Origin of the sequence: Acidovorax sp. LjRoot66, from assembly GCF_964253305.1 — a bacterium.
GTDB lineage: Bacteria > Pseudomonadota > Gammaproteobacteria > Burkholderiales > Burkholderiaceae_C > Acidovorax.
In genome coordinates this window covers 6,781,502-6,805,948 of the sequence record NZ_CAXUQU020000001.1, presented here as the reverse complement: position 1 = coordinate 6,805,948, position 24,447 = coordinate 6,781,502, and the positions used below count along the sequence as shown (strand labels likewise).

21 protein-coding genes are annotated in these 24,447 nt (G+C 68.8%); 8 read left to right on the top strand and 13 right to left on the bottom strand.

Going from position 1 to position 24,447, the window contains the following annotated elements; all coding sequences use genetic code 11:
• Positions 1-3 precede the first annotated feature (3 nt).
• The 3 genes from ACSQ3Y_RS31895 to ACSQ3Y_RS31885 form a co-directional block, all read right to left on the bottom strand.
• Entirely contained in the window at positions 4-1,728 is a 1,725-nt protein-coding gene (locus ACSQ3Y_RS31895) for an ABC transporter ATP-binding protein/permease (RefSeq protein ID WP_057203895.1), read from the bottom strand.
• Between the two features lie 257 nt (positions 1,729-1,985).
• Positions 1,986-2,822, bottom strand: coding sequence for a hypothetical protein (locus tag ACSQ3Y_RS31890; RefSeq protein WP_436180033.1), 837 nt, complete (start codon positions 2,820-2,822; stop codon positions 1,986-1,988).
• Positions 2,819-4,567, bottom strand: a complete 1,749-nt coding sequence (locus ACSQ3Y_RS31885; protein ID WP_436180032.1) for an FMN-binding glutamate synthase family protein — start codon at positions 4,565-4,567, stop codon at positions 2,819-2,821. The genes ACSQ3Y_RS31890 and ACSQ3Y_RS31885 overlap by 4 nt, the downstream gene beginning before the upstream one ends.
• A gap of 169 nt (positions 4,568-4,736) precedes the next feature.
• Between ACSQ3Y_RS31885 and ACSQ3Y_RS31880 the strand changes: the two genes are divergently transcribed.
• The gene (locus tag ACSQ3Y_RS31880; RefSeq protein WP_057203898.1) at positions 4,737-5,588 is read left to right on the top strand and encodes a YecA family protein; all 852 of its coding nucleotides are present in this window, start codon (positions 4,737-4,739) and stop codon (positions 5,586-5,588) included.
• Between the two features lie 138 nt (positions 5,589-5,726).
• Positions 5,727-7,223 carry a SulP family inorganic anion transporter gene (locus tag ACSQ3Y_RS31875; RefSeq protein ID WP_057203899.1) on the top strand — a complete coding sequence of 499 codons (1,497 nt, stop codon included), beginning with the start codon at positions 5,727-5,729 and terminating at the stop codon, positions 7,221-7,223.
• Positions 7,224-7,253: 30 nt separating this feature from the next.
• On the opposite strand, the gene ACSQ3Y_RS31870 is transcribed toward ACSQ3Y_RS31875, so the two are convergent.
• The 4 genes from ACSQ3Y_RS31870 to ACSQ3Y_RS31855 form a co-directional block, all read right to left on the bottom strand.
• Positions 7,254-7,745 carry a nuclear transport factor 2 family protein gene (locus tag ACSQ3Y_RS31870; protein WP_436180031.1) on the bottom strand — a complete coding sequence of 164 codons (492 nt, stop codon included), beginning with the start codon at positions 7,743-7,745 and terminating at the stop codon, positions 7,254-7,256.
• Positions 7,746-7,846: 101 nt separating this feature from the next.
• Positions 7,847-8,335: a CinA family protein gene (locus ACSQ3Y_RS31865; RefSeq protein ID WP_057203901.1), complete on the bottom strand. Its 489-nt coding sequence runs from the start codon at positions 8,333-8,335 to the stop codon at positions 7,847-7,849.
• Positions 8,332-8,859 carry a phosphatidylglycerophosphatase A family protein gene (locus ACSQ3Y_RS31860; protein ID WP_200961152.1) on the bottom strand — a complete coding sequence of 176 codons (528 nt, stop codon included), beginning with the start codon at positions 8,857-8,859 and terminating at the stop codon, positions 8,332-8,334. Before ACSQ3Y_RS31860 ends, ACSQ3Y_RS31865 begins: the two co-directional genes overlap by 4 nt.
• 17 nt (positions 8,860-8,876) lie before the next feature.
• Complete coding sequence (locus ACSQ3Y_RS31855; RefSeq protein WP_436180030.1) at positions 8,877-10,625, bottom strand: DUF4139 domain-containing protein; 1,749 nt, start codon at positions 10,623-10,625, stop codon at positions 8,877-8,879.
• Positions 10,626-10,721: 96 nt separating this feature from the next.
• Here ACSQ3Y_RS31855 and ACSQ3Y_RS31850 point away from each other — a divergent pair, with 96 nt between their 5' ends.
• On the top strand, positions 10,722-12,128 hold the full coding sequence (locus ACSQ3Y_RS31850) for an esterase-like activity of phytase family protein (protein ID WP_436180029.1): 1,407 nt from the start codon (positions 10,722-10,724) through the stop codon (positions 12,126-12,128).
• Positions 12,129-12,134: 6 nt separating this feature from the next.
• Here ACSQ3Y_RS31850 and ACSQ3Y_RS31845 read toward each other — a convergent pair whose 3' ends face one another.
• Positions 12,135-14,102, bottom strand: coding sequence for a right-handed parallel beta-helix repeat-containing protein (locus ACSQ3Y_RS31845; RefSeq protein ID WP_436180028.1), 1,968 nt, complete (start codon positions 14,100-14,102; stop codon positions 12,135-12,137).
• A gap of 13 nt (positions 14,103-14,115) precedes the next feature.
• Positions 14,116-15,000, bottom strand: coding sequence for a LysR family transcriptional regulator (locus ACSQ3Y_RS31840; protein WP_436180027.1), 885 nt, complete (start codon positions 14,998-15,000; stop codon positions 14,116-14,118).
• A 112-nt stretch (positions 15,001-15,112) separates the two neighbouring features.
• Between ACSQ3Y_RS31840 and ACSQ3Y_RS31835 the strand changes: the two genes are divergently transcribed.
• Together ACSQ3Y_RS31835 and ACSQ3Y_RS31830 are read left to right on the top strand one after the other, a co-directional pair.
• Positions 15,113-16,117 carry an NAD-dependent epimerase/dehydratase family protein gene (locus ACSQ3Y_RS31835; protein ID WP_436180026.1) on the top strand — a complete coding sequence of 335 codons (1,005 nt, stop codon included), beginning with the start codon at positions 15,113-15,115 and terminating at the stop codon, positions 16,115-16,117.
• 20 nt (positions 16,118-16,137) lie between these two features.
• Entirely contained in the window at positions 16,138-17,313 is a 1,176-nt protein-coding gene (locus ACSQ3Y_RS31830) for an Acg family FMN-binding oxidoreductase (RefSeq protein WP_057268676.1), read from the top strand.
• 13 nt (positions 17,314-17,326) lie between these two features.
• Here ACSQ3Y_RS31830 and ACSQ3Y_RS31825 read toward each other — a convergent pair whose 3' ends face one another.
• The gene (locus ACSQ3Y_RS31825; RefSeq protein WP_436180025.1) at positions 17,327-19,111 is read right to left on the bottom strand and encodes a pectate lyase; all 1,785 of its coding nucleotides are present in this window, start codon (positions 19,109-19,111) and stop codon (positions 17,327-17,329) included.
• A gap of 407 nt (positions 19,112-19,518) precedes the next feature.
• On the opposite strand from ACSQ3Y_RS31825, the gene ACSQ3Y_RS31820 reads away from it, so the two are divergent.
• Positions 19,519-20,463, top strand: a complete 945-nt coding sequence (locus ACSQ3Y_RS31820; protein WP_436180200.1) for a TRAP transporter substrate-binding protein — start codon at positions 19,519-19,521, stop codon at positions 20,461-20,463.
• A gap of 33 nt (positions 20,464-20,496) precedes the next feature.
• Here the strand turns inward: ACSQ3Y_RS31820 and ACSQ3Y_RS31815 are convergent, their stop codons facing one another.
• On the bottom strand, positions 20,497-21,414 hold the full coding sequence (locus ACSQ3Y_RS31815) for a LysR substrate-binding domain-containing protein (protein ID WP_436180024.1): 918 nt from the start codon (positions 21,412-21,414) through the stop codon (positions 20,497-20,499).
• Between the two features lie 70 nt (positions 21,415-21,484).
• Here ACSQ3Y_RS31815 and ACSQ3Y_RS31810 point away from each other — a divergent pair, with 70 nt between their 5' ends.
• Complete coding sequence (locus tag ACSQ3Y_RS31810) at positions 21,485-22,678, top strand: pyridoxal-phosphate dependent enzyme (RefSeq protein ID WP_436180023.1); 1,194 nt, start codon at positions 21,485-21,487, stop codon at positions 22,676-22,678.
• A 41-nt stretch (positions 22,679-22,719) separates the two neighbouring features.
• The gene (locus ACSQ3Y_RS31805) at positions 22,720-23,688 is read left to right on the top strand and encodes a Bug family tripartite tricarboxylate transporter substrate binding protein (protein WP_436180022.1); all 969 of its coding nucleotides are present in this window, start codon (positions 22,720-22,722) and stop codon (positions 23,686-23,688) included.
• 18 nt (positions 23,689-23,706) lie between these two features.
• On the opposite strand, the gene ACSQ3Y_RS31800 is transcribed toward ACSQ3Y_RS31805, so the two are convergent.
• Positions 23,707-24,243, bottom strand: a complete 537-nt coding sequence (locus ACSQ3Y_RS31800; RefSeq protein WP_436180021.1) for an RNA polymerase sigma factor — start codon at positions 24,241-24,243, stop codon at positions 23,707-23,709.
• A complete protein-coding gene (locus tag ACSQ3Y_RS31795; protein WP_436180020.1) occupies positions 24,243-24,446 on the bottom strand; it encodes a YgaP family membrane protein in 204 nt (67 codons plus the stop codon). Before ACSQ3Y_RS31795 ends, ACSQ3Y_RS31800 begins: the two co-directional genes overlap by 1 nt.
• Position 24,447 lies beyond the last annotated feature (1 nt).

The window sequence follows — 24,447 nt, the reverse complement described above, 5'->3', positions numbered from 1 at the left end:
CCGTCAGCGGTCGAAGCTGAAATCGCCCGCCGCGTGCACCTGCCACGCGCCCTCGCCCTTGAGCTCCAGCACATGGGTGTGGTGCTTGAGCACGGCCGGGCGGTGGGCAATGCTGATCAGCGTGGTGCCGTTGGCGCGCAGGCGCTCGTAAAGCGCCGCCTCGTTGGCGCTGTCGAGGGCGCTGGTGGCTTCGTCCAGGATCACGATGCGCGGCGCACGCGCCAGCACCCGGGCAAAGGCCAGGCGCTGCTGCTCGCCGATGGAGAGCTGCTTTTCCCAGTCGTGCGAGGCGTCGAGCCCGCCCACGCGTTCGGCCAGCGATTCGAGCTGCACTTCCTGCAACAGCTCCAGCAAGCGTTCGTCCGCCAGGTCGGTCTCCTTCATGGGGTAGATGATCTGGCTGCGCAGCGTACCCATCTGCATGTACGGGCGCTGGGGCAGAAAGAACACGTCCTCCATCGGCGGGTGCTGTACGGCACCGCTGCCGGTGCGCCACAGGCCTGCAATGGCCCGCAGCAGCGAGCTTTTGCCGCAGCCGCTGGGGCCGGTGATCAGCAGGGCATCGCCGGTTTGCAGCTGCAGTGACAGGTCCTGCACCAGCAGGCGGCCGAACTGCGGGGTGTAGAGGGTGAGCCCCTCGATGGCCATGGCCTCGCCAATGCGCGAGGAGATCTGCGGCGCGGGTTCTGCAGGGGGATCCTGCGGACTGTCGGTGCGCGGTGCGGCGGCAGGTTCGGCCCAGGGGGTGGGTGCTGCAGGGGTCTTGAGGACCATCTGCGACAGCGCATGCAGCCGGTCGATGCCGGCCACGAAGCGGCTCAGGCTCTCGAAGTTGTCCACGATGAGCGACACCGCGCCCAGCACCGCAGCAAAGGCGCCCGCCGCCTGGATCGCGCGCCCCACCTCGAGTTCGCCCGAAAGCACGCCATTGGCCAGGATGATGCTCGGCAGCACCAGCGTGAGCTGGCTGAACGAGCGCTGGAACAGGTTGAGCGAACGCTGCTTCTTGATGAGCCGCGCATAGTTGGTGAAGGCCGCCTCGAAGCGGTGGTCGATCTGCGCGCGCTCCTGCGGCTCGCCGCGGTAGAAGGCGATGGACTCGGCGTTCTCGCGCAGCCGCATCAGCCCGAAGCGGAAGTCCGCCTCGCGCCGGATCTGCCAGAAATTGAGCCGGATCAGCGGTGCGCCAAACAGGTACAGCGCGCCGAAGGTTCCCAGCAGTGCATACACCGCCAGAAAGGCCACCAGCACCTTGGAAATGGACCACAGCACCGCGCTGAAGGCCACGAGCTGCATCAGCGAGCCCAGAAAGATCAGCAGGAAGTGCGTGGACCGGCCGGTGAAGGTGTTGATGTCTTCGCTGATGCGCTGGTCGGGGTTGTCGATGTCGCTGCCGGTACCGAGTTCGTAGTACTTGCGCTCACCCAGGTAGCCATCCAGAAAGCGGTGCGTGAGCCAGCGCCGCCAGTGGTTGGAAAACGCGTCGCGCATGTAGTAGTAGAAGGCGTACACCGGCACCGCGAAGGCCAGCACGATGAGGCTGGCGCGCACCGCGTCCCAAAAGCGATCGGCCTGCTTGGCCGCCAGGGCCGAGGTCATCTCGCCGGTCTTGTCGATCAGCATCACGGCCAGCTGTGTCTCGCAGACCATCAGGCCGATGAGCAGCGCGAGCAGGCCCCAGGCGGTTCTTTTTTTCTCGCCCATCCAGTAGGGGCGGGCCACGCTCATGAACTGCTTCCATGCCGAGAGCGATAGGGTGGGAGGGCGGCGGCGACGGGGCTTCTTCGCGGCCGGCGGCGGCGATGCGGGAGCGGGTGGTGCTGAAAGGGTGGCGGCAGGAGTAGACATTGGGCAGAGGCAAAAGGAGGCAAACGGGAGCACCGCCTGCACGATAGGCGGGCGCCCGATCTGCCGCTGTCAGCCAATGCCTACAGCCCGCTAAGGACGGGCCCGCTTTGCGCGCAGCCCATGCCCACGCGCATGGTTCAAGGCCGCAGCAGGTCGTAGGCCGCGCGCACGCGCTGCATGTCGCGGCCGAGCTTGCGGTTCTGCGGCAGGTGCTGCATCCAGCCCATGCGCCCGATGCTGGTGGCCAGCATGGCCTGCAGCTCCGGGCTGCCTGACGCGATCCAGGCGGTCCACATCGCGCGGGCGTCGTCGAGCGCGCCCACCAGGCGCAGGTAGATGGCCGTGGAGTGCGCGTAGCACAGCGCATCGCGCGCGTGGCATACCGGCAGCGGCAGCACGGCAGCCGGGTCGTCCTCGAAATCGATGTAGCCCACCACGCGATCGGGGCAGCGCACCAGGTTGCGCGCGAACGCCTGGCTCAGGCAGGTGCCGCTGGCGTGCACCTGCGCAATGGCCACCAGGCCCTGCTGCCACAGCGCCAGCACGGCGGCGGGCCCGGCGGACACGGCATGGTCGATCTCATTGCCCAGCGAGGGCGTTTGCTGCGCGGGCCGCCCCAGGTGGCGCATCAAAAAGCCATCCTCCTGCGCCGCCAGCACGGTGGGCACGCGCAGGCCGCGCGCCTGCAGGTCGCGCAGGCGCCGCACCTCGGTGGCGATGGCTTCGCGCCCGCCCCGGTTGGGCACCGGGCGCAGCACTTCCAGCCGCAACACCGCAGCCATTGCCGCCATGGCACGGTAGCGGCCCGGGCCGTGGGGTGCACCGGCTTTCTTGAGCCATACCTGCTCCTCGCCGAGCCGGTAGCTGGCGACATTGAACTGCTGCTGCACGAGCTGCTGGCGCAGGTAGGCCGCGTAATCGACGGGGTTGCTGCCGGGGTTGCTGTCAGGAACCTTGCCTGCTTCCATCGTCATACGGCGGCGGTGGCGGGCAGATCGCTGACGGCGGCCACGGCCGCGTGGGCCACTTCCACATGGTGCGGCACTGACGGTTCCAGCGCCGGTTCGCTGGCGGCAAAGCTGTGTGCGCTGGACAGCGGCCAGTACAGTCGGAACACGTTGTGCTGCGCCTCCAGCGGGCCCAGCAAGGCGCCGGGCTGCATGCGCGTGATCAGGTTGGACAGAAGACGTACCTCGGTATCGCTGATGCGGCGCACGATGTGGTGGGCCGTGATGTCCTTGGGGTGCTGCAGTCCGGCGGCCTGCACCAGCTCCTGCAGCGCATGCAGGGTGCTGTGGTGGAACTGCGCCACGCGCGAGGCCTTGTCGGGCACCACCAGGGCCTGTTGGCGCTGCGCGTCCTGCGTGGTCACGCCGGTGGGGCAGTGGCCGGTGTGGCAGCTTTGCGCCTGGATGCAGCCCAGCGCCATCATGAAGCCGCGCCCGGCATTGCACCAGTCGGCACCCAGCGCCATCATGCGCGCGATGTCGAAGGCGGTGATCACCTTGCCCGCGCAGCCTATGCGCACGCGCTCGCGCAGGTTCACGCCCACCAGCGTGTTGTGCACCAGCAGCAGGCCCTCCTGCAGCGGCGCGCCCACATGGTCGCTGAACTCCACGGGGGCTGCGCCTGTGCCACCCTCGGCCCCGTCCACCACGATGAAGTCGGGCGTGATGCCCGTGACCAGCATGGCCTTGACGATGGCAAACCACTCCCAGGGATGGCCGAGGCAGAATTTGAAACCCGTGGGCTTGCCGCCCGAGAGCTCGCGCAGGCGGGCAATGAACTGCATCATCTCCACCGGGCTCGCAAACGCGCTGTGCCGCGAGGGCGAGATGCAGTCTTTGCCCACGGGCACGCCGCGTGCGGCCGCGATCTCGATGGTGACCTTGGCTGCGGGCAGTACCCCACCGTGCCCGGGCTTGGCGCCCTGGCTCAGCTTGAGCTCGATCATCTTCACCTGCGGGTCCTGCGCATTCGTGGCAAAGCGCTCGGGGCTGAAGCTGCCATCATCGTTGCGGCAGCCGAAGTAGCCCGAACCGATTTCCCAGATCAGGTCGCCTCCGTGCACGCGGTGGTGTTGCGAGATGGAGCCTTCGCCCGTGTCGTGGGCAAAGCCACCCAACTGCGCGCCCTTGTTCAGCGCCAGCACCGCGTTGGCCGACAGCGCGCCAAAGCTCATGGCTGAGATGTTGAACACGCTGGCGTGGTAGGGCTGGGTGCACGGCGACACGGAGGGCGAGGGCGCATCGGGGCTGCCGCCGATCCATACGCGAAAGTCGCTCGACGTGAGGTGCGAAGGCGCCATGGAGTGGTTCACCCACTCGTAGCCGCGTGCGCCCACGTCCAGGTGCGTGCCGAAGGGCCGGTTGTCGGGCTCGCCCTTGGCGCGCTGGTAGACCAGCGAGCGCTGGGCGCGCGAGAAGGGGGCGGCCTCGCTGTCGCTCTCGATGAAGTACTGGCGCACCTCGGGGCGAACGTATTCGAGCATGAAGCGGATGTGCCCGATGACCGGGTAGTTGCGCAGGATGGCATGGCGCGTCTGGCGCAGGTCGTACACGCCCACGGCCACCAGCGCCCCCAGCGCTCCCAGGGCCAGCACCAGCGGCAGGCTTGCGCCGAAGGCCACGAGGGCGCAGAGCGCCGCCAGCAGGCCCAGCACACACAGTGCAAAGGCCGTGTAGCGCACCGGGTACAGGGAGTTGAGTTGGTGGATCATCGGGTGTCCTGGTTCTTTTGCGGGCGAAGCGGGAGGGCTACACTGGCCGCCTTTGCGCGGGTGGCGTTGCCGCCCACCGCACTGTGCCCGGGTGTTGCGCTCGGGCGCAGGCCTTGCGCATCATAAAAGTAAAACTTTGCTTCCAGCAGCCGCACCACGGAGCCCCGCCATGACCGACCCCATTGAAAAGCCCGAAACCGATCCCGAAACCGCTGCCTTGGCCCCGGCCCTGGGTCCTGACGAGCTCGAAGAGATCGACAACCTCCTTGACGACCTGCGCACGCGCGGCGACGAGATTCCCCAGTGGGAGTTCTGCGATGGCTTCATGACCGCCGTCATCTGCAACCGCCGCCCAATCGCGCCGGCCGAGTACCTGCCCATGCTGCTGGGCGATGGCGCCGAGCTCGAAGTGGCCGAGGGCGAGCCCCTGCCGCTGCTGCCGGCGTTTGCCGACGCAGCCCAGCAGGCGCGGTTCCTGGAGTTGTGGACACGCCGCTGGGACGAGGTGGTGCGCCAGCTCGATGCCAAGGTCGACCGCCTGGACGACGATCAGACCTTCCAGCCCGAGGCCATGGACATGCGCGGCGCGGTGGCCAGCCTGACCGAAGAGCAGCGCGCCGAGATGGACTCCGACGAGCAGGACATCCCCTCGTTCGGCCAGGTCTGGGCGCTGGGTTTCATGTTCGCGGTGGAAAATTGGCCCGAGGACTGGGCGGCCCCGCGCGACAAGGAGGCCGCCCAATGGCTCAACGACGCGCTGGACAGCATCGTTGCCCTGACCGAAGACGACACTGGCAAGCCTGAAGTCTGCATGTTCGACGAGAACGGCCCGCCCAGCACCAGCCAGGCCCGGGTAGAGGCCTTCGGCGAGGCCATCTGGGCCGTGTACGACCTGCGCCAGATCTGGAAGAGCATGGGCCCGCGCGTGGAAACCATCCGCAAGGCGCCCGAGCCCGGCCGCAACGACCCCTGCCACTGCGGCAGCGGCAAGAAGTACAAGAAGTGCCACGGCGCCAACTGAGCGGCGGTTGAGCCCTTGTCCTGCGGCGCACGCGGTTGCGGTGCGCCGTTTCCACGGGCGCGGCGTCCGTGGGTGTGTTTACTGCTTCCTCTATCCTGTCCCCGTTGACCGAACGCGCCTGCGGCGTGCGCCTGTCCCATGAACGCCTCCACCTTGTCCCGCCTGCGCGCCGAATGGGCGCCGGTCAGCATTCCGCGCGAACTGCTGGCCGGTGCCGTTGCCACCTTTGCACTGATCCCCGAGGTCATCGCCTTTTCCTTTGTCGCGGGGGTGAACCCGTCGGTGGGGCTCTTTGCCTCGTTCGTCATCAGCCTGGTGATCGCCTTCGTGGGCGGGCGCCCGGCCATGGTCTCGGCGGCGGCTGGCTCCGTTGCCCTGGTGGCGGCGCCGCTGGTGCAGTCGCATGGGCTGCAGTACCTGTTGGCTGCAGGCATTCTGGCAGGCCTGGTGCAACTGGCCTTCGGGCTGCTGCGCCTGGGGGTGCTGGTGCGATTCGTTTCCAGCTCGGTGCGCACCGGCTTCGTGAACGCCCTGGCCATCCTGATCTTCTCGGCCCAACTGCCGCACCTTGCCGGCGCGGGTACGGCCACCTGGGCCATGCTGGGCCTGGGGCTGGCCATCATCTACGGACTGCCTGCGCTGGGCCAGCGCCTGGGCTGGCGCGCGCTCACGGCCATCCCTTCGCCGCTGATCTGCGTGGTGGCACTCACGCTCGTGGCCTCTGGTATGGGCCTGCCGCTGCCCACCGTGGCCGACCTGGGCCAGTTGCCCGATTCCCTGCCCCTGTTCGGCCTGCCCGAGGTGCCGCTGGCGTTCGACACGCTGCGCATCATTGCGCTGCCCGCGCTGGCCATCGCCATGGTGGGCCTGCTGGAATCGGTGCTGACCGCTGCCGTGGTAGACGAGATGACGGATACGCCGAGCTCCAAGAACCGCGAATGCGCCGGCCTGGGCGTGGCCAACGTGGCAGCCAGCCTGTTCGGCGGCATTGCCGGTTGCGGCATGATCGGCCAGGCGGTGGGCAACGTGAAATACGGCGGGCGCGGACGCCTGTCCACGCTGTTCGCGGGCGTGTTTCTGCTCATCCTCATGGTGGTGCTCAAGCCCTGGGTGTCGCAGGTGCCGGTGATCGCCCTGGTGGCCATCATGGTCATGGTGTCGGCGTCCACCTTCGACTGGAAGTCGCTCGGCACCCTGGTGCGCCACCCGCGCATGTCCAGCGCCGTGGTGCTGGCCACGGTGGCCGTGACCCTGTTCACGCACAACCTGGCAGCCGGCGTGGCGGTGGGGGTGCTGCTCAGCGGCGTGTTCTTTGCCTTCAAGGTGGCGCGCATGCTGCAGGTGCGCGCAACGGATGATGAAGCCAGCGGCCTGCGCACCTGGCAGGTCACGGGCCAGGTGTTCTTTGCCTCGGCGGATGCCTTCATCGACGCCTTCGACATCCTGGGCGCCGAAGGCCGGCCCGTGCGCATCGACGTCTCGGGCGCGCATTTCTGGGACGTCACCGCCGTGGCTGCGCTCGACAAGGTGGTGCAGCGCCTGCAGCACCATGGCTGCACGGTGCAGGTGCTGGGGCTCAACCAGGCCAGCGCGGTGCTGATCGACCGGCTGGGTTCGGCGCCGCGCAGCGGCTGAGGTCAGGCTGCTGCCGCAGCCTGCGCTGGCTTACTTCTTTTCCTGCGCGAGGAATTTGGCCAGGTTGCCCGCCGCCGTGCTGCGCACCTTGCGCTTGAGCGAGGGCGACCAGCCCAGCAGCAGCCCGGGAGTGCCCAGGGCCTGGCGCGACCAGCGCCAGAAATTGAAGCGGTCGCGGTGCGTGGCGATCAGCCCTTCGGGCGTGAAGGTGAAGGTGCCGTCGATGATGTTGTGCACCTTGCGCCCCGTGGCGCTGAAAAGGTAGTGTGCCTCCCAGTGCGCGCGTCCGCCCTTGTCATCGGCCTCGATGCCGCTCGATTCGAGCTTCCAGTGCCCGGCACCGTTCTTGCGCGTGGCAGTGGCCAGCATGCGCCACATGCCGCCGATCTGCTCGCGGCCCTTGAGCGAGAAGGCCTCGTCGTCGAACGTGGCGTCGGGCGCGTAGCAGGCCTGCATGGTGGCGTGGTCGAGTTGGCCGAAGGCGGTGTAAAAGCGCTGCAGGGTCTGGGCGTTGGGGTGCATGGAGGCTCCGGTAGGGGCAATGCGGGCTCTGGAGCCCGGGCGGAGGATGCTACACCGACGCTGTGCAGGCCCGCTGGCGCCTGGGCGACGCGCTTGCCGCGTCAACCCAGGTAGTGGTGCAGCCGCTGCAGCGCGTGCGCCACGGTGGCGCTGCGCACCGTGGCACGGTCGCCCGGGAATTGCTGCAGTTCGGTATGCACGGAGCCGTTGATGGCCCATCCGAACCACACCGTGCCCACCGGCTTGGCCGGGCTGCCGCCCGTGGGGCCGGCCACGCCCGTGACGGCCATGGCCACCTGTGCGCGCGAACGCGCCACCGCACCCGCAGCCATGGCGCGGACCACCGGCTCGCTCACCGCGCCGTGTTCTGCGATCAGTGCCGGCGGCACGCCCAGCAGCTCGGCCTTGGCCTCGTTGGAATAGCTCACGAAGCCGCGTTCGAACCACTGGCTCGACCCGGAGAGGTCGGTGCAGGCCGCGGCGATCATGCCGCCCGTGCAGCTCTCGGCCGTGGCCAGCATCTGCCCGCGCGCGAGCAGTTGGGCCGCGATGTCGGCCAGCAGCCGGGCCTGGTGTGCCGCCTCGCTCATGCCCAGAACCTCCACAGCGCAATCACCAGCAGTGTGCAGAAGGCCGCCACAAAGTCGTCCCACAGGATGCCCCAGCCACCACGCCAGCCAAAGCCCTTGAACAGGCTGTCGGCCCAGGCCACGGGGCCGGGCTTGGCGGCATCGAAGAAGCGGAACAGCGCAAACGCAGCGAGTTGCCCCCACCAGCCCATGGGCATGGCCAGCCACAGCACCAGCCAGAAGGCCACCACTTCGTCCCAGACGATGTTGCCGGGGTCAGCGATGCCAAGGTTGCGCGCCGCCACCGTGCACGCCCACCAGCCGACCACCGTGCTGGCGGCGATCAGCAGGCCCATGGCCAGGGGGCTCAGCCACTGCTGCAGCGCCAGAAAAGCTAGCCAGGCCCAGAGCGTGCCCACGGTGCCGGGGGCGATGCGCGAGAGCCCCGCGCCAAAACCCAGCGCGATGCAGTGGGCCGGGTGCGAGAGCATGAAGGCGGCAGTGGCGCGGCGCGGCGCGGCGGGCGGCAGTGAAGACGGGGACATGGGGTCCATGGCGGGGATCATTGGCGTTCCTGCAATTGGATGTCCTTGGCGTAGCGGATCGTGTGCTCGGCGCTGAACTGCGCCGTGGCGCCCGCCGCCAAGGGCTGCTGCCAGGCCACGGTGCCCGGTGTGCGGTTGAAAGCCATCTCGGCGGGCTGCGGCTGGTAGCGCGACTCGACCTCGATCTTCTCGTTGAGCGAGACGGGTGCCGCATGCAGCACCTGCAGCGTGATGCCGGTCCTGTGGCGGTTCTCCACGCTGTAGGCGCGGCGCGTGCGGCGCTCGGTGCGTGAGCCCGTGAAGCCCGTGGCGCTGGTCAGGTCCTGCGGCGCCTCGGCGCGCACGGTGACCAGGTCGTCCTTGCCGAACGACAGGCTGGTGCTGCCTGCAGGTGCGGTGCTGGGCGCGCCGAAGTCCAGCCGCCCGGTGCCCACGAAGGCGCCGTCGCGGTACAGCCCCACGGCGCCTGCAGGCCACACGCCGGGCGGCGTGGCGACTTCGGCCACCAGGTAGGCTACATCCTCCACCGCCGGCGCGGTGCGCGTGAGCAGCGTGGCCGCTGCGCTGTGATTGCCCAGCGCCAGGGTCACGCGCTGGCCGCTGGAGGGAACGCTGATGCGCTGGGGCACGGCGAACTCGGTGGCAAAGCCCCTGTCGGTGGTGCTCACGTCGAAGCTCGGCATGGCCTCTTCGGCCATGGACCGCTCCCGAGCCACAGGGGCGGGAGGCGCGGCAGGGGCCATGGCCATCGCGGGGGCTGCCATGCTCATGGGCTGCGGTGGCGGCGCCACATCCAGCGTCCACGGGCGCGGCAGGCGGCCCTGGGTGGCGCGTCCCGGCTGGCCGGTGGAGAGGACGAGCTGCACATTGCTCCAGTCCTCGCCGCTGTTCTGTGCGACCAGGGCCTGGCGTTCCAGCAGCACGGTGGCCTTGGCCGGGTCCAGCGTGGCGCGGTAGGTGGGCTGCCAGCCCGGGCCGCGCACTTGGTAGGACAGGCGCAGCTCGCCCTCGCGCTCGGCCGCGAGGTTGATGCTGACCGACACCACGCGCGCGCGCTGGCTGGCCACACGGTTGCGCTCGGCCACCAGGGGCTTCAAGGCCAGTTCCAGTGCCTCTTGCTTGCGCTGCAGCTGGTGCGTGCGGGCCAGTGCGTCCTGGCCCGACTTGCGCAGCACGTCGGCCATGGCCGTGATCTGCGCTGGCGTGGGGCTCTGTACACGGCCACCGGGCGTATCGTCGCCAGTGCCCCGGCCGCCGGCCACACCCTTGAGGTAGCTGTCCACCAGGCCCAGCGCGCCGGATTCGGCCTTCACGCCAGCGATCTGGTCTTCCAGGTCGCGTATGCGGCCGTCCAGCGGGCTGGCGCATGCCGGGGCCACGTCGCGGTCTTCGGTGAGCACGTTGAATTCGCCCACGCGCACGCTGGCATCGGCACTGATCTGCAGGCTCTGCGCATCCAGGGAGGCCGGCAGGCAGCTGAAGGTGAAGCTGCGCGCACCCATCGCGACCTTGGCCACGCGCTCCACGGTGGCGGTGCCTGAATAGACGGTGACGCGGGCAATGCGCGAGTTGGCGCTGCTGTCCTGCGCGAGCGCGGTGCCCGCTGCGCACAGCAACAGGCTGGCGCAGACGGCGAGCCGGGTGGCGAAACCGATGGTAGGGGTCAAGGATGCCTCCTGGTGTGGTTCGGGGCGCGCCGCAGGCGGCAGCGCAGGAATTGTTTCAGCGTTTGTAGCGCAAATGCAGGTCGTCGTGCGGCGGCGCATGGGCGATCAGCGGCGCCAACCTGGGTGGATTCATGGGATTGTCACGCAGCCTTCATACCCTCGAAAAGTCTTCCATTCTCACCCCCCCAACAAACCATGAAGCATTTCGTTCCCCGCGCCCTGTCCCTCCTTGCCCTGGGAGTAGGTGTGATCGCCTGCGGCGGCTCCGACGACGGGTTCCAGTACCCCGGCGCCAACGGGACCAGCCTGCCCTACGAGGTGATGGGCCGGGTGGACAATGCCGAAAAGACCGAGCTGCGCAACGGCAGCTACGGCTCGTCCATGGCGCCGCACCCCACCCAGGAAGGGTACTTCTATGCCCTGAGCGACCGCGGCCCGAACGCCGCCACCGAGGCCACCCGCTCGCCGCCTGGCATCATCTTCGTCAAGCCGGACTACACCCCGCGCATCGGCCTGTTCAAGCTCACGTCTGAAGGCAAGGCCGAACTGGTGAGCACCATCCTGCTCAAGGACCCCAAGGGCCGCCCGATCACCGGCCTGCCCAACCGCCAATTCGGCGGCACCGGCGAGACGCCCTACAACCTGGACGGCAGCGTCGTGTCGCTGGACCCGGATGGCGATGGCATCAAGGGCTTCGATGAAAGCGGGCTCGATTCCGAAGGCCTGGTGGCGATGAAGGATGGCACGTTCTGGATCAGCGACGAGTACGGCCCGCACATCGTGCACTTCGACGCCACGGGCAAGGAGATCGAGCGCATCAACCCCTTTGCGGCCGACCCGCGCAACAAGGCCGGGCGCACCCTGCCGGCCGAGCTGTCCACGCGCTGGCCCAACCGGGGCATGGAAGGCCTGACCATCACGCCCGACGGCAAGACGCTGGTGGGCATGATGCAATCGAACCTCTACAACCCCACCAGCGCCGTGGGCAGCATCAACCTGGTTCGCCTCGTCACGCTGAACATCGAAACCGGTGCCACGGCGCAGTACCTGTACCGCCAGGATGCGGCGGGCCTGGCCAACTCCGAGATCGTGGCCCTCTCCGCCACCAGCTTCCTGGCGGTCGAGCGCGATACCAAGTTCTACGGCATCGACACCGGGGTGGTCCGCAAGAACATCTACAAGATCGACATCGGCCAGGCGACCAATGTGGACCGCTCCAACACCGCCCTGCGCAGCGCCAACGCATCGCTCACGGTGAATGCCGCCAACGGCCTGCTGGTGGACGGCAAGACCCTGGAGCTGGTGGTCAAGGACGGCGGCACCGCCGACAACTACGCCGCCGGCTGGGCGCAACTGGCGGCGCTGGGCATCAAGCCCATCACCAAGGTGCTGGCGTATGACGCCATTGCCTCGCAGAAGTACCCGCACGACAAGCTGGAAGGCATGTGGGTCATCGACGCGAACCGCCTGGCCATCATCAACGATGCCGACTTCGTGATCGCCCCGGACAACCTGGGCGGCATCAAGCAGAAGTACCTGTACGACGGCAAGCCCGACAGCAATATGCTGTATGTGGTGAAGCCGATATCTCCGCTGTTCTGATCCTGCTCAGCGGGGGCCGTACACGGGCAGGGCCTGGCCGAGTTCATAGGCTCCGGCATCAGGGGCTCGGCCCTGGAAACCCTGGCTGATGTTGGGAATGGCCTGCCCTGCATCGACTGCGGCCGAGCCGGGTTGCAGGCGCAGGTCGGGCACGGTGTACAGCGTGATGGGCGAGCCGGGAAAAACGGGAACGGAGGCGAACGAGTCCATGCCCACCTGCACGGCGGCGCGCTCGGTGGTGCGGGCCCGCAGCTCGGCCAGGCTGGAAAAGCTGGTGGCGCCCCAGCGGCCGGTGAAGCTGTCCACGGTGGAACCATAGGCATCGAAGTCGAGGTCGGCGCTGGCGGCATCCAGGTCGGCAATCGACAGCACGCGCCCGGTGCCGCTGGAATAGCCGCCATAGGTACCACCCGGCCCGCCGATGAACAGGTTGTTGCGTGCATACAGCCGCCCCACCGTAGCGCCGGCATAGATGCCGAGTGCGTCGCCGTTCTTCACCACGGTGTTGTGCAGCAGCACGTCGCCGTAGCTGCTGCGGTACAGCTTGAAAGCCACGTGCACGGCGTTGTAGACGACATTGCGCACGAAGTAGGTGGGCCCGCCCAGGCCCGGCTGCGATGACAGCGCGATGAACACATTGGTCAGCCGGTTGCGCATGATGCGGCAGTTGTGCATGCAGAAATCGGCCTCCACGCCGTCGTCCGCAGCCTCCGAAAGGTCGTTGTTCAGGATGTCGATGCTGTACTGGTCCACTGCCTCGTCGTCTTCGAGCAGCGAGATGTTGTCCCGAAAGCGCGCCACGCGGTTGTTCATGAGCACATGGCCGGGGCCCGTGATGAGGATGCCCTCGCCCGCGTTTCCGCCCGATGCACCGAGGGCCGCTTCGGACCAGACCACCGTGCCGGTGACCGTGTTGTCGGCGATGTAGGCGTTCTCCGCGCGCGTGAAGGTGATGATGCCGTGCCCGCCCAGTGCCGCCGTGGCGTTGACGGTGCTGCGCGTCATGCTGAAGTCGTTGCTACCGTTGAAGCGCACGCGGCCGTTCAGGGTCATCTCGGTCAGCATCACATGGCGCTGGTTGAAGACGTTGATCTCTCCTTCGACCACCGCGCCCGGGGTGCCCCGGATCACCAGCGGCCGTCCCGAAGCGCCGCTGCGCGCCACGCTGAAGCCGCTGTAGTGCCCGGCCCCCAGTTCCACGACCTCACCGGCATTCGCGCCGGCCAGCACGCTGGCAAGCGTGGCCGGCGTGGCGGGCTTGACCACCGCGCCAGGCGCAGGCGTGGGCACGCTGCGGGTCGTGGCCGTGGTCGTGCGCACGGTGCTGCCGCCATCGGGGTCGGTGAGTGTGAGCTCGATCTCGTAGGTGGTGCCGGGCACCACGTCGAAGATGCTGCCCGAATGGCGCAGCGGCCAGGTGCGGCCCTGGCCCGAGGTCTCATTGTGGATGCGGCGCAGCGGCATGCCGGTGAGCCAGGCGCTGCTGCCCTGCGCACGGTAGCGCACGCCGACCACCGCATTGCGGTTGGCATCGCCCGTGAAGTCCCATTCCACCGTGATGTTCTCCAGCGTGGGGAAGGGCGTGGTGACGGCGCCGGGCACGCTCGCGTCCGCCGCGCTGGCAGGGCCCACCAGGCCGCCCGCGCCCAGCAGCTCCAGCCCCGGCCGGGTCAGGCTCACCCGGGGGTAGGTGGCAGTGCCGATCACCACCTGCGGCAGGCGCAGCACACTGCCCGTGGTCAGGTACTGCAGCTCAGTGCCCACGGCTGGGTCGTCCACGCGCAGTTGGCCCGGGTCGAGCAGGCGCACCACCACGTCGCGGTAGCGGTCGCCCGCGTCGAGCTGCAGTGTAGGCAGGCGCAGCGTGGCGGTCGCGGGCTCGAAGGTCGCCGTGTCGGCGGCCAGGGCGACCCCTTGCATGCAGACCAGGAGGGTCGCCACAAGCCGTGACAGAGAGGTGGATGGCATGGTCATGGTGGGAAGTTTTTTACAGCGCGTCGGGAACGGCCTCGGCCAGAAAATCGTACACCGCGCGGATGCGCTGGCTGGTGCGTATCTCGCGGTGCACCGTGAGCCAGATGGGCAGCTCGGGCAGCTTGAGCATGGGCAGCAGCGCCACCAGGTTCGGGTCTGTGCGGGCCATGTGGTCGGCCACGAAGCCGATGCCCAGGCCGCTGCGCACCACCTGCCAGTAAGCCATGAGGTCATCGGTGCGCAGCGCGAAGTGCTGGCGCTCCACCGGGTAGCCCATGGCGGCAAAGCCGCGCGCGATGTCGCCATAGAGGTCGTTGCCTACCAGGTCGTGCTGCAGCAGGTCGGGCGGCTGGCGCGGCGTGCCCCGGCGGCGCAGGTAATCGCGGTGGGCGTACGTGCCCAGCGTGACCTTGCCGATGCGCTTGGCCACCAGGCTGGCCTGCGTGGGCTGCACCATGCGCAGGGCGATGTCGGCCTCGCGGCGCAGCAGGTTGGTGACCTCGTTGCTGGAGACCAGTTCCACCTGCACCTCGGGCAGTTCCAGGCGCATGCGCGCCAGCAGGGGTGGCAGCAGCATGCAGGCCACCGGCTGGCTGGCGGTGATGCGCACGGTGCCGCTGACCCCGGCCTCGCCGCCCGAGACGCTGCGTGCCAGCTGGTCGGCACCCGTCTCCATGGCGCGGGCCGATTCGGCCAGGCGCAGTGCGGTCGCCGTGGGCAGCAGGCCGCGTCCCGTGCGCTCGAACAGCACCACGCCGAGCTGGGCCTCCAGCTCGGCGATGTGGCGCCCGATGGTGGGCTGGCTCGCGTTCAGCACGCGCGCGGCGCCCAGCAGGCTGCCCTGGTCCAGGGCAGCCAGGAAGGATTGGATGAGGCTCCAGTCAAAGCGTTGTTTCATGGCCGGCACAGGTATTCATTTTTGCATTGCTGCTATCGACAGTTAGCCAATTGTGTAACGGCGGCCGCATTTCCACAATCGCTCCATTCCCTCTTTGTTCAGGAGCCCTGCCATGTCGATCGCTGCATCCACCGTTCTCATCCTCGGGGCCCGCGGGCGCCTGGGCCTTGCTGCCGCCCGCGCTTTCGCACAGGCGGGCTGGCAGGTGCGTGCCCAGGTACGGCCGGGTGCCAGCGGCCCCGCTGTGCCAGGCGTGCAGTGGGTCGCCATCGCACCGCAGGACACTCCAGCCCTTGCCGCCGCAGCGCAGGGCGCGCAGGTGGTGGTGCATGCCATGAACCCGGCCTACACGCACAAGGCCTGGCGCAAGGAGGCGCCGATGCTGATGGACGCTGCCATCGAAGTCACCCGCACCCTGGGCGCCACGCTCATGCTGCCCGGCAGTGTCTACAACTATGGCCGTGCCATGCCGCCGGTGCTGCGCGAAGACACGCCGCAGACTGCGCTGGACTTCAAGGGACGGATGCGCATCCACCTGGAGCAGCGCCTGCAGGCCGCCACGCGCGATGGCACCATGCGCGCCGTGGTGCTGCGCGCAGGCGATTATTTCGGCAGTGGCGTGGGCAGTTGGCTGGACCAGTCCATCGCCAAGGACCTGCCCAAAGGCCGTGTCACCTGGCCCGGCCCGTTGGATATCAGCCGGCCCTGGGCCTATCTGCCTGACCTGGCCCGCACCCTGGTGCGAGTGGCCGAGGCGCGGCACCGCCTGTCCGCGTTCGACACGCTGCATTTCGCCGGCCACCAGGTCACGGCGCACCAGTGGGTGCAGGTGCTCTCCGTGGTGGCGGCCGAGCAGGGCTGGGCAGCAGACGCCCAGGCCCTGCGCGTGGGCCGGTTGCCCTGGCCGCTGCTGCGCATGGCCGGCCTGGTGGTGCCCCATCTGGCGGCCCTGGCAGACATGCGCTACCTCTGGAGCACGCCGCACCGGCTGGACAACACGCGCCTCGCCGCGCTGATCGGCGAGGAGCCGCACACCCCTTTCGAGCAGGCGGTTCGCCGTGCGCTCCACGACCTGGGGCTGCTGGCCCCGGCCCTTCCCCAAGCCACCCTGGCATGAACCGCAAGGAGATTCTCACCATGCAACGCCGTACCTTCATCCGCCTGGCCGGCGGTGGCACTATCGCCGCCGCCATCGCCCCCCTGGCTGCCTGCAGCTCGGGTCCGCACTATCCGGCCCAGGCCGTGGAGGCCTGGCAAGGCCCGGTGGGCGAAACCGACCTGCGCCGCCGGGCCGTGGCCTATGCCATCACCGCGCCCAACCCGCACAACCTGCAGCCCTGGGTGGTGGACCTGCGCGAAGAGGGCGTGATCACCCTGCGCACCGACCGCGAGCGCGTGCTGCCCGAGACCGACCCGCTGGGCCGCCAGATCCTGATCGGCCACGGCGCCTTCCTGGAGCTGCTGGTGCTGGCACTGGCCCAGCAGGGCATGGCCAGCGAAGTCACGCTGTGGCCCCAGGGGCCGCTGCCGGCGCAACTGCGTGACTGGGATGATCGCCCCGTGGCCCGCGTGGTACTGCGGCCCGGCAGCGAGCCCGAGGTTTTGTTCACCCAGGTGCTGCGCCGCCGCACGCCCAAGGTGGATTTCGACCTGGCCCGGCCCGTGGCACCCGATCTGCTCAAAGCCTTGCTGGCCAGTGCGTCCCGGTCGGGCAGCCCGCAGGCGGGTGGAACGGTGGAGCCCGCCCGCCTGGACGCCTTGCGCGCGCTGTGCTGGCAGTCTGCCCAGGTGGAGCTGCGCACGCCGCGCACCATGATGGAAAGCATCCGCCTCACCCGTGTCGGCCCCTCCGAGATCCTGGAGCACCGCGACGGCATCTCGCTGAACACACCGTTCATACGCGCCGCAGCGGCGCTCGGCTTCTTCGACCGCTCCGCCCCGCCCGAGGAGGGCAGTGCAGGCTACAAGGGCGCGATGGACCGCTTCGAGGGCCACAGCCGCACGGCGATGGGCTTCGTGTGGCTGACGGGGGGCAACACCCGCGCCGACCAGATCGCGGCCGGCCGCGCCTACGTGCGCCTGCAGCTCAAGGCCACCGAACTGGGCGTGGGCATGCACCCCATGAGCCAGGCCCTGCAGGAGTTTGCCGAGATGGCGCCGCACTACGAGCGTGCGCACCAGCTGGTGTTGGGGCGGGGCGCGCCCAAGGGCGCCGGCGAGCCCACGGTGCAGATGCTGTGCCGGCTGGGCTATCCGCAGGGCGAGGTACCTGCCACGCCACGCCGGCCGCTGGCGCGCCTGCTGCAGACTTGAACCGTGCCGGGGCTCAGGCCTGCGGGGCCACGTAGGCGATCAACCGGCCCATGCGGCGTATCCATTCCGAGGTCACGATGAACTGCGGTTTCTCGCGTTTCACGTAGGGCTCGATCTCGGGCGGGGTGTCGGCCGGGTAGGGAGAAGTGTCGTACACGTCGCCGACATGCCTGCTGCGGTAGGCCGTGCCGGTGTAGGGCGTGGTGGGGCCATCGCCGCGGTAGGTGTTGACGATCTCGGGCACGGCCGAGGTCCAGTAGTTCTTCGTCCCCAGCTCGGCCAGCAGCGTCTGCGCCTCGCTGTCGGGCACCACCGGGGTGGGCATGGTGGCGCCGGTGAACAGGTCCGGGAAGTCCACCTCGCGGATCGAGAAGTAGCGCGGCAAGGCGCGCGTGGCGCCCGTGGACTTGAGCGGCGAGCGCGCCAGCATGTCGGCAATGGCTGCATCGCTCATGCGGCTGAGCGACTGGTAGGTCGACTCGAGTCCGGCGATGTCGATGGGTCGGCCGGCCGAGTAGTGGCTGATGGTGTTGGTGTAGTCCTTGTCCGCGTAGTAGGCGCCGTTGTGGATGTTGGAGCCGTAGCGGTGCATGTACAGGCCGTCATTGGTGCCCAGCTCCACGAAGGTGGGATGGGTGCGCCCGCCGCCGAGCAGCGGATTGACCGTGGCCGCATCCGCCGGCAGCGGGCAGGACTTGAGCCAGGCAATCGCCTCCGGGATGCGGGCCAGGTACTTCTTGTCGCCGGTGAGCTGGAAGTAGTTGAACAGCTGGCGGATGTTGGTCTGCGTGGTGTGCGTGGCCAGCGAGCGTGGTTCGTAGCTGCGCGCGCCGGCGGGCGCACCGGCTGGCCGCCCGCCCGTGGGGCGCGAGAGGTGCTGCAGGCTCCAGCCGGCCTGGGGACCGGGCTGCTGCATGAGGCGCATGCACTCCATGGCGCGCTGGATATTGCCGATCAGGCGCGTCTCGCCCAGCGCCGTCACGCACAGCGTGAGGAACTTGATGTTCTCGCCCATCACGTCGTCGTTGAAGGTCACGTGCAGCGTGTAGTCGCCATCGGCCATGCCGACGCGAGCGCCCGGCGGCACCTGCTGCGGATTGGGCAGCGGCATGCTGCTGATGGCCCCCGGGAAGTGCGGAAAGCGCTGTGGCCAGCCGCCATCGGCAATGCCGTATTCGGGGCCGAACTGCGACTGCACCACGAAGTCGATGGCGCGCTGCAGCGGGCCGGAGAAGCGCGCATCGCGCTTTTCCACGAACATGCGCAGCAGCAATTGCGAGGCCACGGCCGTGCCGGCATCGTCGAAGGTGGCGTTGCCGTAATAGTGCTGGAACTCCTCGAGCCGCCAGCCGTTCTTGCCGATGGTGTCGTACCAGCGCTTGAGCGAATCCTCGCCCGCGAAGTCGTGGATGTAGTTCCACCCGCCCGAGCGGTGCTGCGCCGCGACGATGGCCAGCGCGGTGCGCTCGGCCGCCTGGTAGTAGCGCTCATCGCCCGTGGCGTGGTAGGCGTCCAGGTACACGTGGCCGACGGAGGGCGTGCCGGGCGGCTGGATCCAGCACATGGTGCGGTAGGCCTCCATCTCGCCAAAGGTCTGCTTGAGGTCGGGGGAGTACGACCACACGTAGCCGCCCTGGTAGGACACCACCTCGTCCATGTACTGGGCTGCGCGCTTGAGGCCAGCGGCGGCTTCGGCTTGGGGGCCGGTCAGGGGTGGGGGCCCGGAGTCGCTGCCGCCGCAGGCTGACAGCAGCAGCGGGGTCAAGGTGGTGGCAATGGCAAAGTCTCTGCGCTTCATCGGTGTGTCTCCTCGAAGGTTGGGAACAGGGCTGGCGAGCACCTGGCGTGCTGCCGTCGCAGGCTGGCCCGTGGGGCTCTTGTCCTGCCGTTGCGGGGCATCCATGACAGATGACGTCGTATAACTTGGGCGTGATTCTCTGCAACGCGACCCGCTGGCGTGCTGGCGTTTACCCGAACTTCTTGTGTGCAGATGTTGCAGCAAAATGGTTTGGCGGTGCCCGGATGGGGCGGGCTGATGTCTTTCTGGGTACCATTGAAAGCGAATTGGTTATATGACGTCATATGAATTGACGCAAAAAGGCTGGCATTGAGACCTTGGGTTCGAGCGGCCCTGCACTACAACAAAGGAGGAGACCTGTGAACCGATGGACCCGATCCCGCATGGCATGGCTGGGCGCCCTGTGCATGGCCCTGCTGTGCGCCGAGGCCAGCCACGCGCAGGCACCCATGCGGCTGCGCGCATGGAACATCCACCCCGATGGCTACCCGGTGACCGAGGCCATGAAGGGCTTTGCCGCCCAGGTGGCGCGGGCCACGCAGGGCCGCTACCAGATCGATGTGTTCTCGAACGCCACGCTGGGAGACCAGCCCAAGGCGGTGCAGATGCTCAAGAGAGGCGAGCTCGACATTGCCGAGTTCAGCCCCGCGCCGTTGTCCGACGCAGTACCCGGCATCAAGGTGCTGAACCTGCCGTTCCTGTTCACCGATTCGGCCCACATGTTCCGCCACCTCGATGGCGCACTGGGGCAGCGCTTTGCCGCCAACCTGCAGTCCGCTGGCTTCGTGGTGCTGGGCTGGTACGACGGGGGCGGGCGCTCCTTCTACTGTGCCAACCGCGCACTGGCCAGCATCCGCGATCTGGCGGGGGCGTCGATCCGCGTGCAGCAGTCCGAGGTGTTCATGGAGATGATCCGGCTGCTCGATGCCAAACCCGTGGCCCTGCCTTTCAAGGAAGTGCTGGGCGGCTTCCAGCAGGGCGCCATCGATTGCGCGGAGAACAACATGCCCTCCTACGAGTCCACCGGGCATTTCAAGGTGGCCAAGAGCGTGTACATGACCAACCATGTGATCTCTCCCGAGGCACTGGTGGTGTCCAGCACACTGTGGGCCAGGCTCTCGCCCGAGGACCGCAAGGCCTTCTCGGACGCGGGCGCCCAGTCGGCCCTGCTGATGCGCGAGCTGTGGAACAAGCGCGTGGCCCAGGCGCTGGAGAGCACGGCCAAACAGGGGGCGCAGTTCGTGCGGGTCAAGGACGTCTCCCCCTTCGTGCGGCGCATGGCGCCGCTGTACAGCAAGTACATGGCCGACCCGACCACGCGTGAAGAGCTGCTGACCATCATCTCCAAGTGATGGGCGCTGGCGCTGCGGGGCCCGGTGGCCGGGTCAGTGCATGAGGCGCCGCCGGCACAGGGCCACGAACTCCTGCACTGCACGCGACTGGGCCTGGCGCGGCTTGAAGGCCAGCAAGGCCCGGAAGAAGAGGCCGTCGGCGGCCAGGGGCACGCTGCGCAGGCCCAGGGGCGCATGCTCGGCGGCCACCAGCGGGTTGGTCACGGCCAGCCCTGCACCCGCCAGCACCAGCGCGCACTGCGTCGCGCTGTAGGGGGTCTCGATCACGAAGCGCGGGGCGATCCCTGCGGCGGCAAACAGCCTTTCCAGCCGCTGCTGGGCCGGGTCGGTGGCCGACAGGCCGATCAGCGGCGCATCGCGCAGGTCCGCCAGCTCCAGGGTTGCCTTGCGCGCCAACGGGTGGGCGGCGGGCACGGCGCACACGGCAGGCAGTTCGTAGAACGTCGAGGACACCAGGCCGCTGGTGTCCGCCTCGTCACCGAGGAAGGCCAGGTCCACCGCGCCCTGGAACAGCGCCTCGCGCAGCGCCTTGGAGCTGTCGACCATCAGCAGGCAGCGGGTGCGCGGGTAGTGGCGCTGGAATCCGGCCAGCACCCCGGGCATTATGCTCGCGGCCAGGGCATGCAGGCTGCCAATGCGCAGCACCTGGTCTTCCAGCGACTGCAGCGCCACGATCTTGCGCTGCACCGCCTCCAGTCCTTCGTACACGCGCTCGACCTCTTGCATCAGCGCATGGGCCTCGGGCGTGGGCACCAGGCGCCCCTTGGGCCGGTCGAACAGCGTGAGTTGCGAGCGCAGCTCCAGCTGCTGCAGCAGCTGTGTCACGGCAGGCTGGCTCACGTGCAGTGCCGCCGCCGCACGGTTGGCCGAGCCCAGTTGCATGACCATGCGAAACACCTCGATCTGGCGCGTGCTGACCCCTTTGGCATCGTGCGCTGGCAGGCTTTTCATATAAGTTTGGCTTAATGGAAACGGCTGCGGCATGGTACCGCGATGCCGAGCGCCTGGCTACGATGCAGGCATGAATCCCGATGTCCCGTTCGGTGTGCAGTTGCACCACCCCTCTTCGACCCAGGCGCCCGCCTTGCGCGCCAACGCGTGGCTCCAGGACCTGCGCTGCATCCACTGCGGGGCCCGCTACCCGGTGCAGGACATGCCCGCCGGCTGCCCTGTGTGTGCGGCACAAGGCACACCCGCCAGCCTGGAGGCGGCCTACAGCGACCGGCCCCGCACGCTGGTAGCAAGCAGTTCGGGTTATAGTTGGGGCGAGTGGCTGCCCTATACCCATGGGGTATCGCTGGGCGAGGGGAACACGCCTTGCCTGGCGCTGCCCCGGCTGGCCCGGTCGCTGGGCATCCGCGAACTGACGGCCAAGCACGAGGGCATGAACCCCACGGGTTCGCACAAGGACCGCATGTCGGCGCAGGCCGTGACCCGCGCGCTGGCGGTGGGTGCCTCCAAGGTGGTGCTGGCATCGAGCGGCAATGCGGCCGTGTCCGCTGCCGCTTACTGTGCGGCGGCGGGTCTGCCGTGCGAAATCGCCACCTACCGGGACATGCCGGAGTCCTTTGCCCGAGCGCTGGACCGCCTGGGTGCCCGCCGGGTTGCGTTCGACCAGGGGCTGGACCGCTGGACCCATGTGCGCCAGCAGGTGCAGGAGGAAGGGGCCTTCGCGCTCACCAACTTCAGCGTGCCGGCCGTGGGCAGCCCGGCCTTTGGCGTGGAAGGCTACCGGGCGGTGGCGCTCGAATGCGTGGCCGAGGGCTGCGTGCCCAACCATGTGATCGTGCCCACGGCGCGCGGTGACCTGCTCTGGGGCCTGTACAGCGGTCTGCGCGACCTGCTGGCCGCCGGCCTCATCGCCCGCTTGCCGCGCCTGTGGGCGGTGGAGCCCTTTGCCCGGCTGAGCCAGGTGCTGGCCGGTGCCCCGGCCCAGGCCGATTTCAGCGGCAGCACCGCGCAGTTCTCGATTGCAGGCAGCACCGTCACCCTGCAGCAGCAGATCGCAGTGGAGCGCTCGGGCGGCGGTGCCGTCGTGGTGGGCGATGCGGATGCAGCGCGGGGCGTGGCCGCACTCGGTGCCCAGGGCCTCTGGGTGGAGCTGTGTGCGGGCGCTTGCGTAGGCGCGGCGGCACTGCTGCGCCAGCAGGGCCGCATTGCGCCAGAGGACCATGTGCTGCTGCTGCTGACCGCCAAGGGCGACCGAGACGCCTGATCGCTTTTTTCGTATCTCTTCGCCTGACCAAGGACCCCGCCATGACTTTCCTGTTCCGCCGTAGCTTCGTACTGGCCTGTGCCTGCCTTTGGGGCACCAGCGCTTTCGCCGCCTACCCCGACAAACCCGTGCGCCTCATCGTGCCGTGGGCGCCGGGCGGCAGCACCGATGCCATTGCCCGCGCCATCGCGCAGCGCATGGGCGAGTCGCTGGGGCAGAGCGTCATTGTGGACAACCGCTCGGGCGCGTCCGGGCGCATCGGCACCGAGGCGGCCGCCAAGGCCGCACCCGACGGCTACACCATCGCCATCGTGGAACTGCCCCACGCCATTGCGCCGGCCGTCACGGCCAAACTGCCTTACGACCTGCTCAAGGACTTCACGCCCATCTCGATGGTCGGCACCTCGCCGCTGCTGCTTTTCGTCAACGGCAGCAGGTACAAGGCGGGCGACATCAAGGGCTTTCTGAAGGACGGGCGCGCCAGCGCCACGCCCGTCACCCTGGCCCACAGCGGCAATGGCTCCATCAGCCACCTCTCATCCGAGCTGCTCGCCGGGGCCAGTGGCCTCAAGGTCAACGCCATTCCCTACCGAGGCTCGGCTCCGGCGCTCACCGACGTGGCGGCCGAGCAGGTGGCAGGCCACTTCGCCACGCTGGCCAGCGGCGCATCGCTGCTGTCGGCGGGCAAGATCTCGGTGCTGATGACCACCGGGCCCACGCGCCTGTCATCCATGCCCCAGGTGCCCACGGCCCGCGAGGCGGGCCTGGCCGGCATGCAGTTCAACCAGTGGTGGGCCCTGGTGGCGCCGGCCACCACGCCCATCGAGGTGATAGAGCGTCTGCGCAAGGAGGCCATCGCGGCGCTGGAGCACCCTGCCACGCGCGAGCGGCTCACCACGCTGGGCATCGAGCTCAAGGGGTCCACCCGAGACGAGTTGCGCTCCTTCATGCGCGACGAGGTGGGCCACTGGGGCGCCGTGGTCCGCAAGACCGGGCTGCAGCCGGAGTGAACCGCAGCTACTGCGGGATTAGCCGGGCGGCGAGGGCACCAGGTACTCCCGCACAAGGCTGCGCGCCCGGTGCAACCGGCTCTTGGCCGCTTCGCGCGTGGTGGAGAGGCGCTGGGCCATCTCCTCGATGGTGAGCTCCTCGAAGTCGCGCATCAGCAAGGCCTCGCGGTACAGGGGCGGCAGCGAATCGATGGCCAGGGCCAGGTCGTGGCGCAGCTCGTGGTCGGGTCGGTGCGACCAGGCCAGCGCATCCTCCACCTGCGCCAGCGGTTCACCCCTGAGCCAGGCCAGCGCCGGACGCATGCACAGCCGCTGCACGATGCGCACCACCCAGCCGCCAAAGGCTGCCACCTCGCGCAGCGCGCCCACGCGGCGGTAGACGATGATCAGCGCCTCCTGCACCACGTCGTCGGTGGCGGTGGTGGCCGCGCAGTGGCGCAGCGCATAGCGGCGGATGTCGGGCCGCGCCAGTGCCAGCAGGCGCTCCATGGCCTGGGTGTCGCCGGCCCGCGCAGCGGGCAGCAACTGCGCCACCGTGGGCGATGCCGCGGTCATCACTCGACCGGCTTTCTGCCCACCATGGCACAGGCCGGGCAATAGCCGAAGAGACCGGTCACGATGCCCGTGGCGCCCGATGCGGCCAGCACCAGGCCCCACGGCGTGGCGCCCAGCCACACAAGGCTGGCAACCAGGAGGGCCACCCCGGCGACGACGCGCAGCAGGCTTTCGGGACGGGTGATGTTCTTGCGGTACAGCATG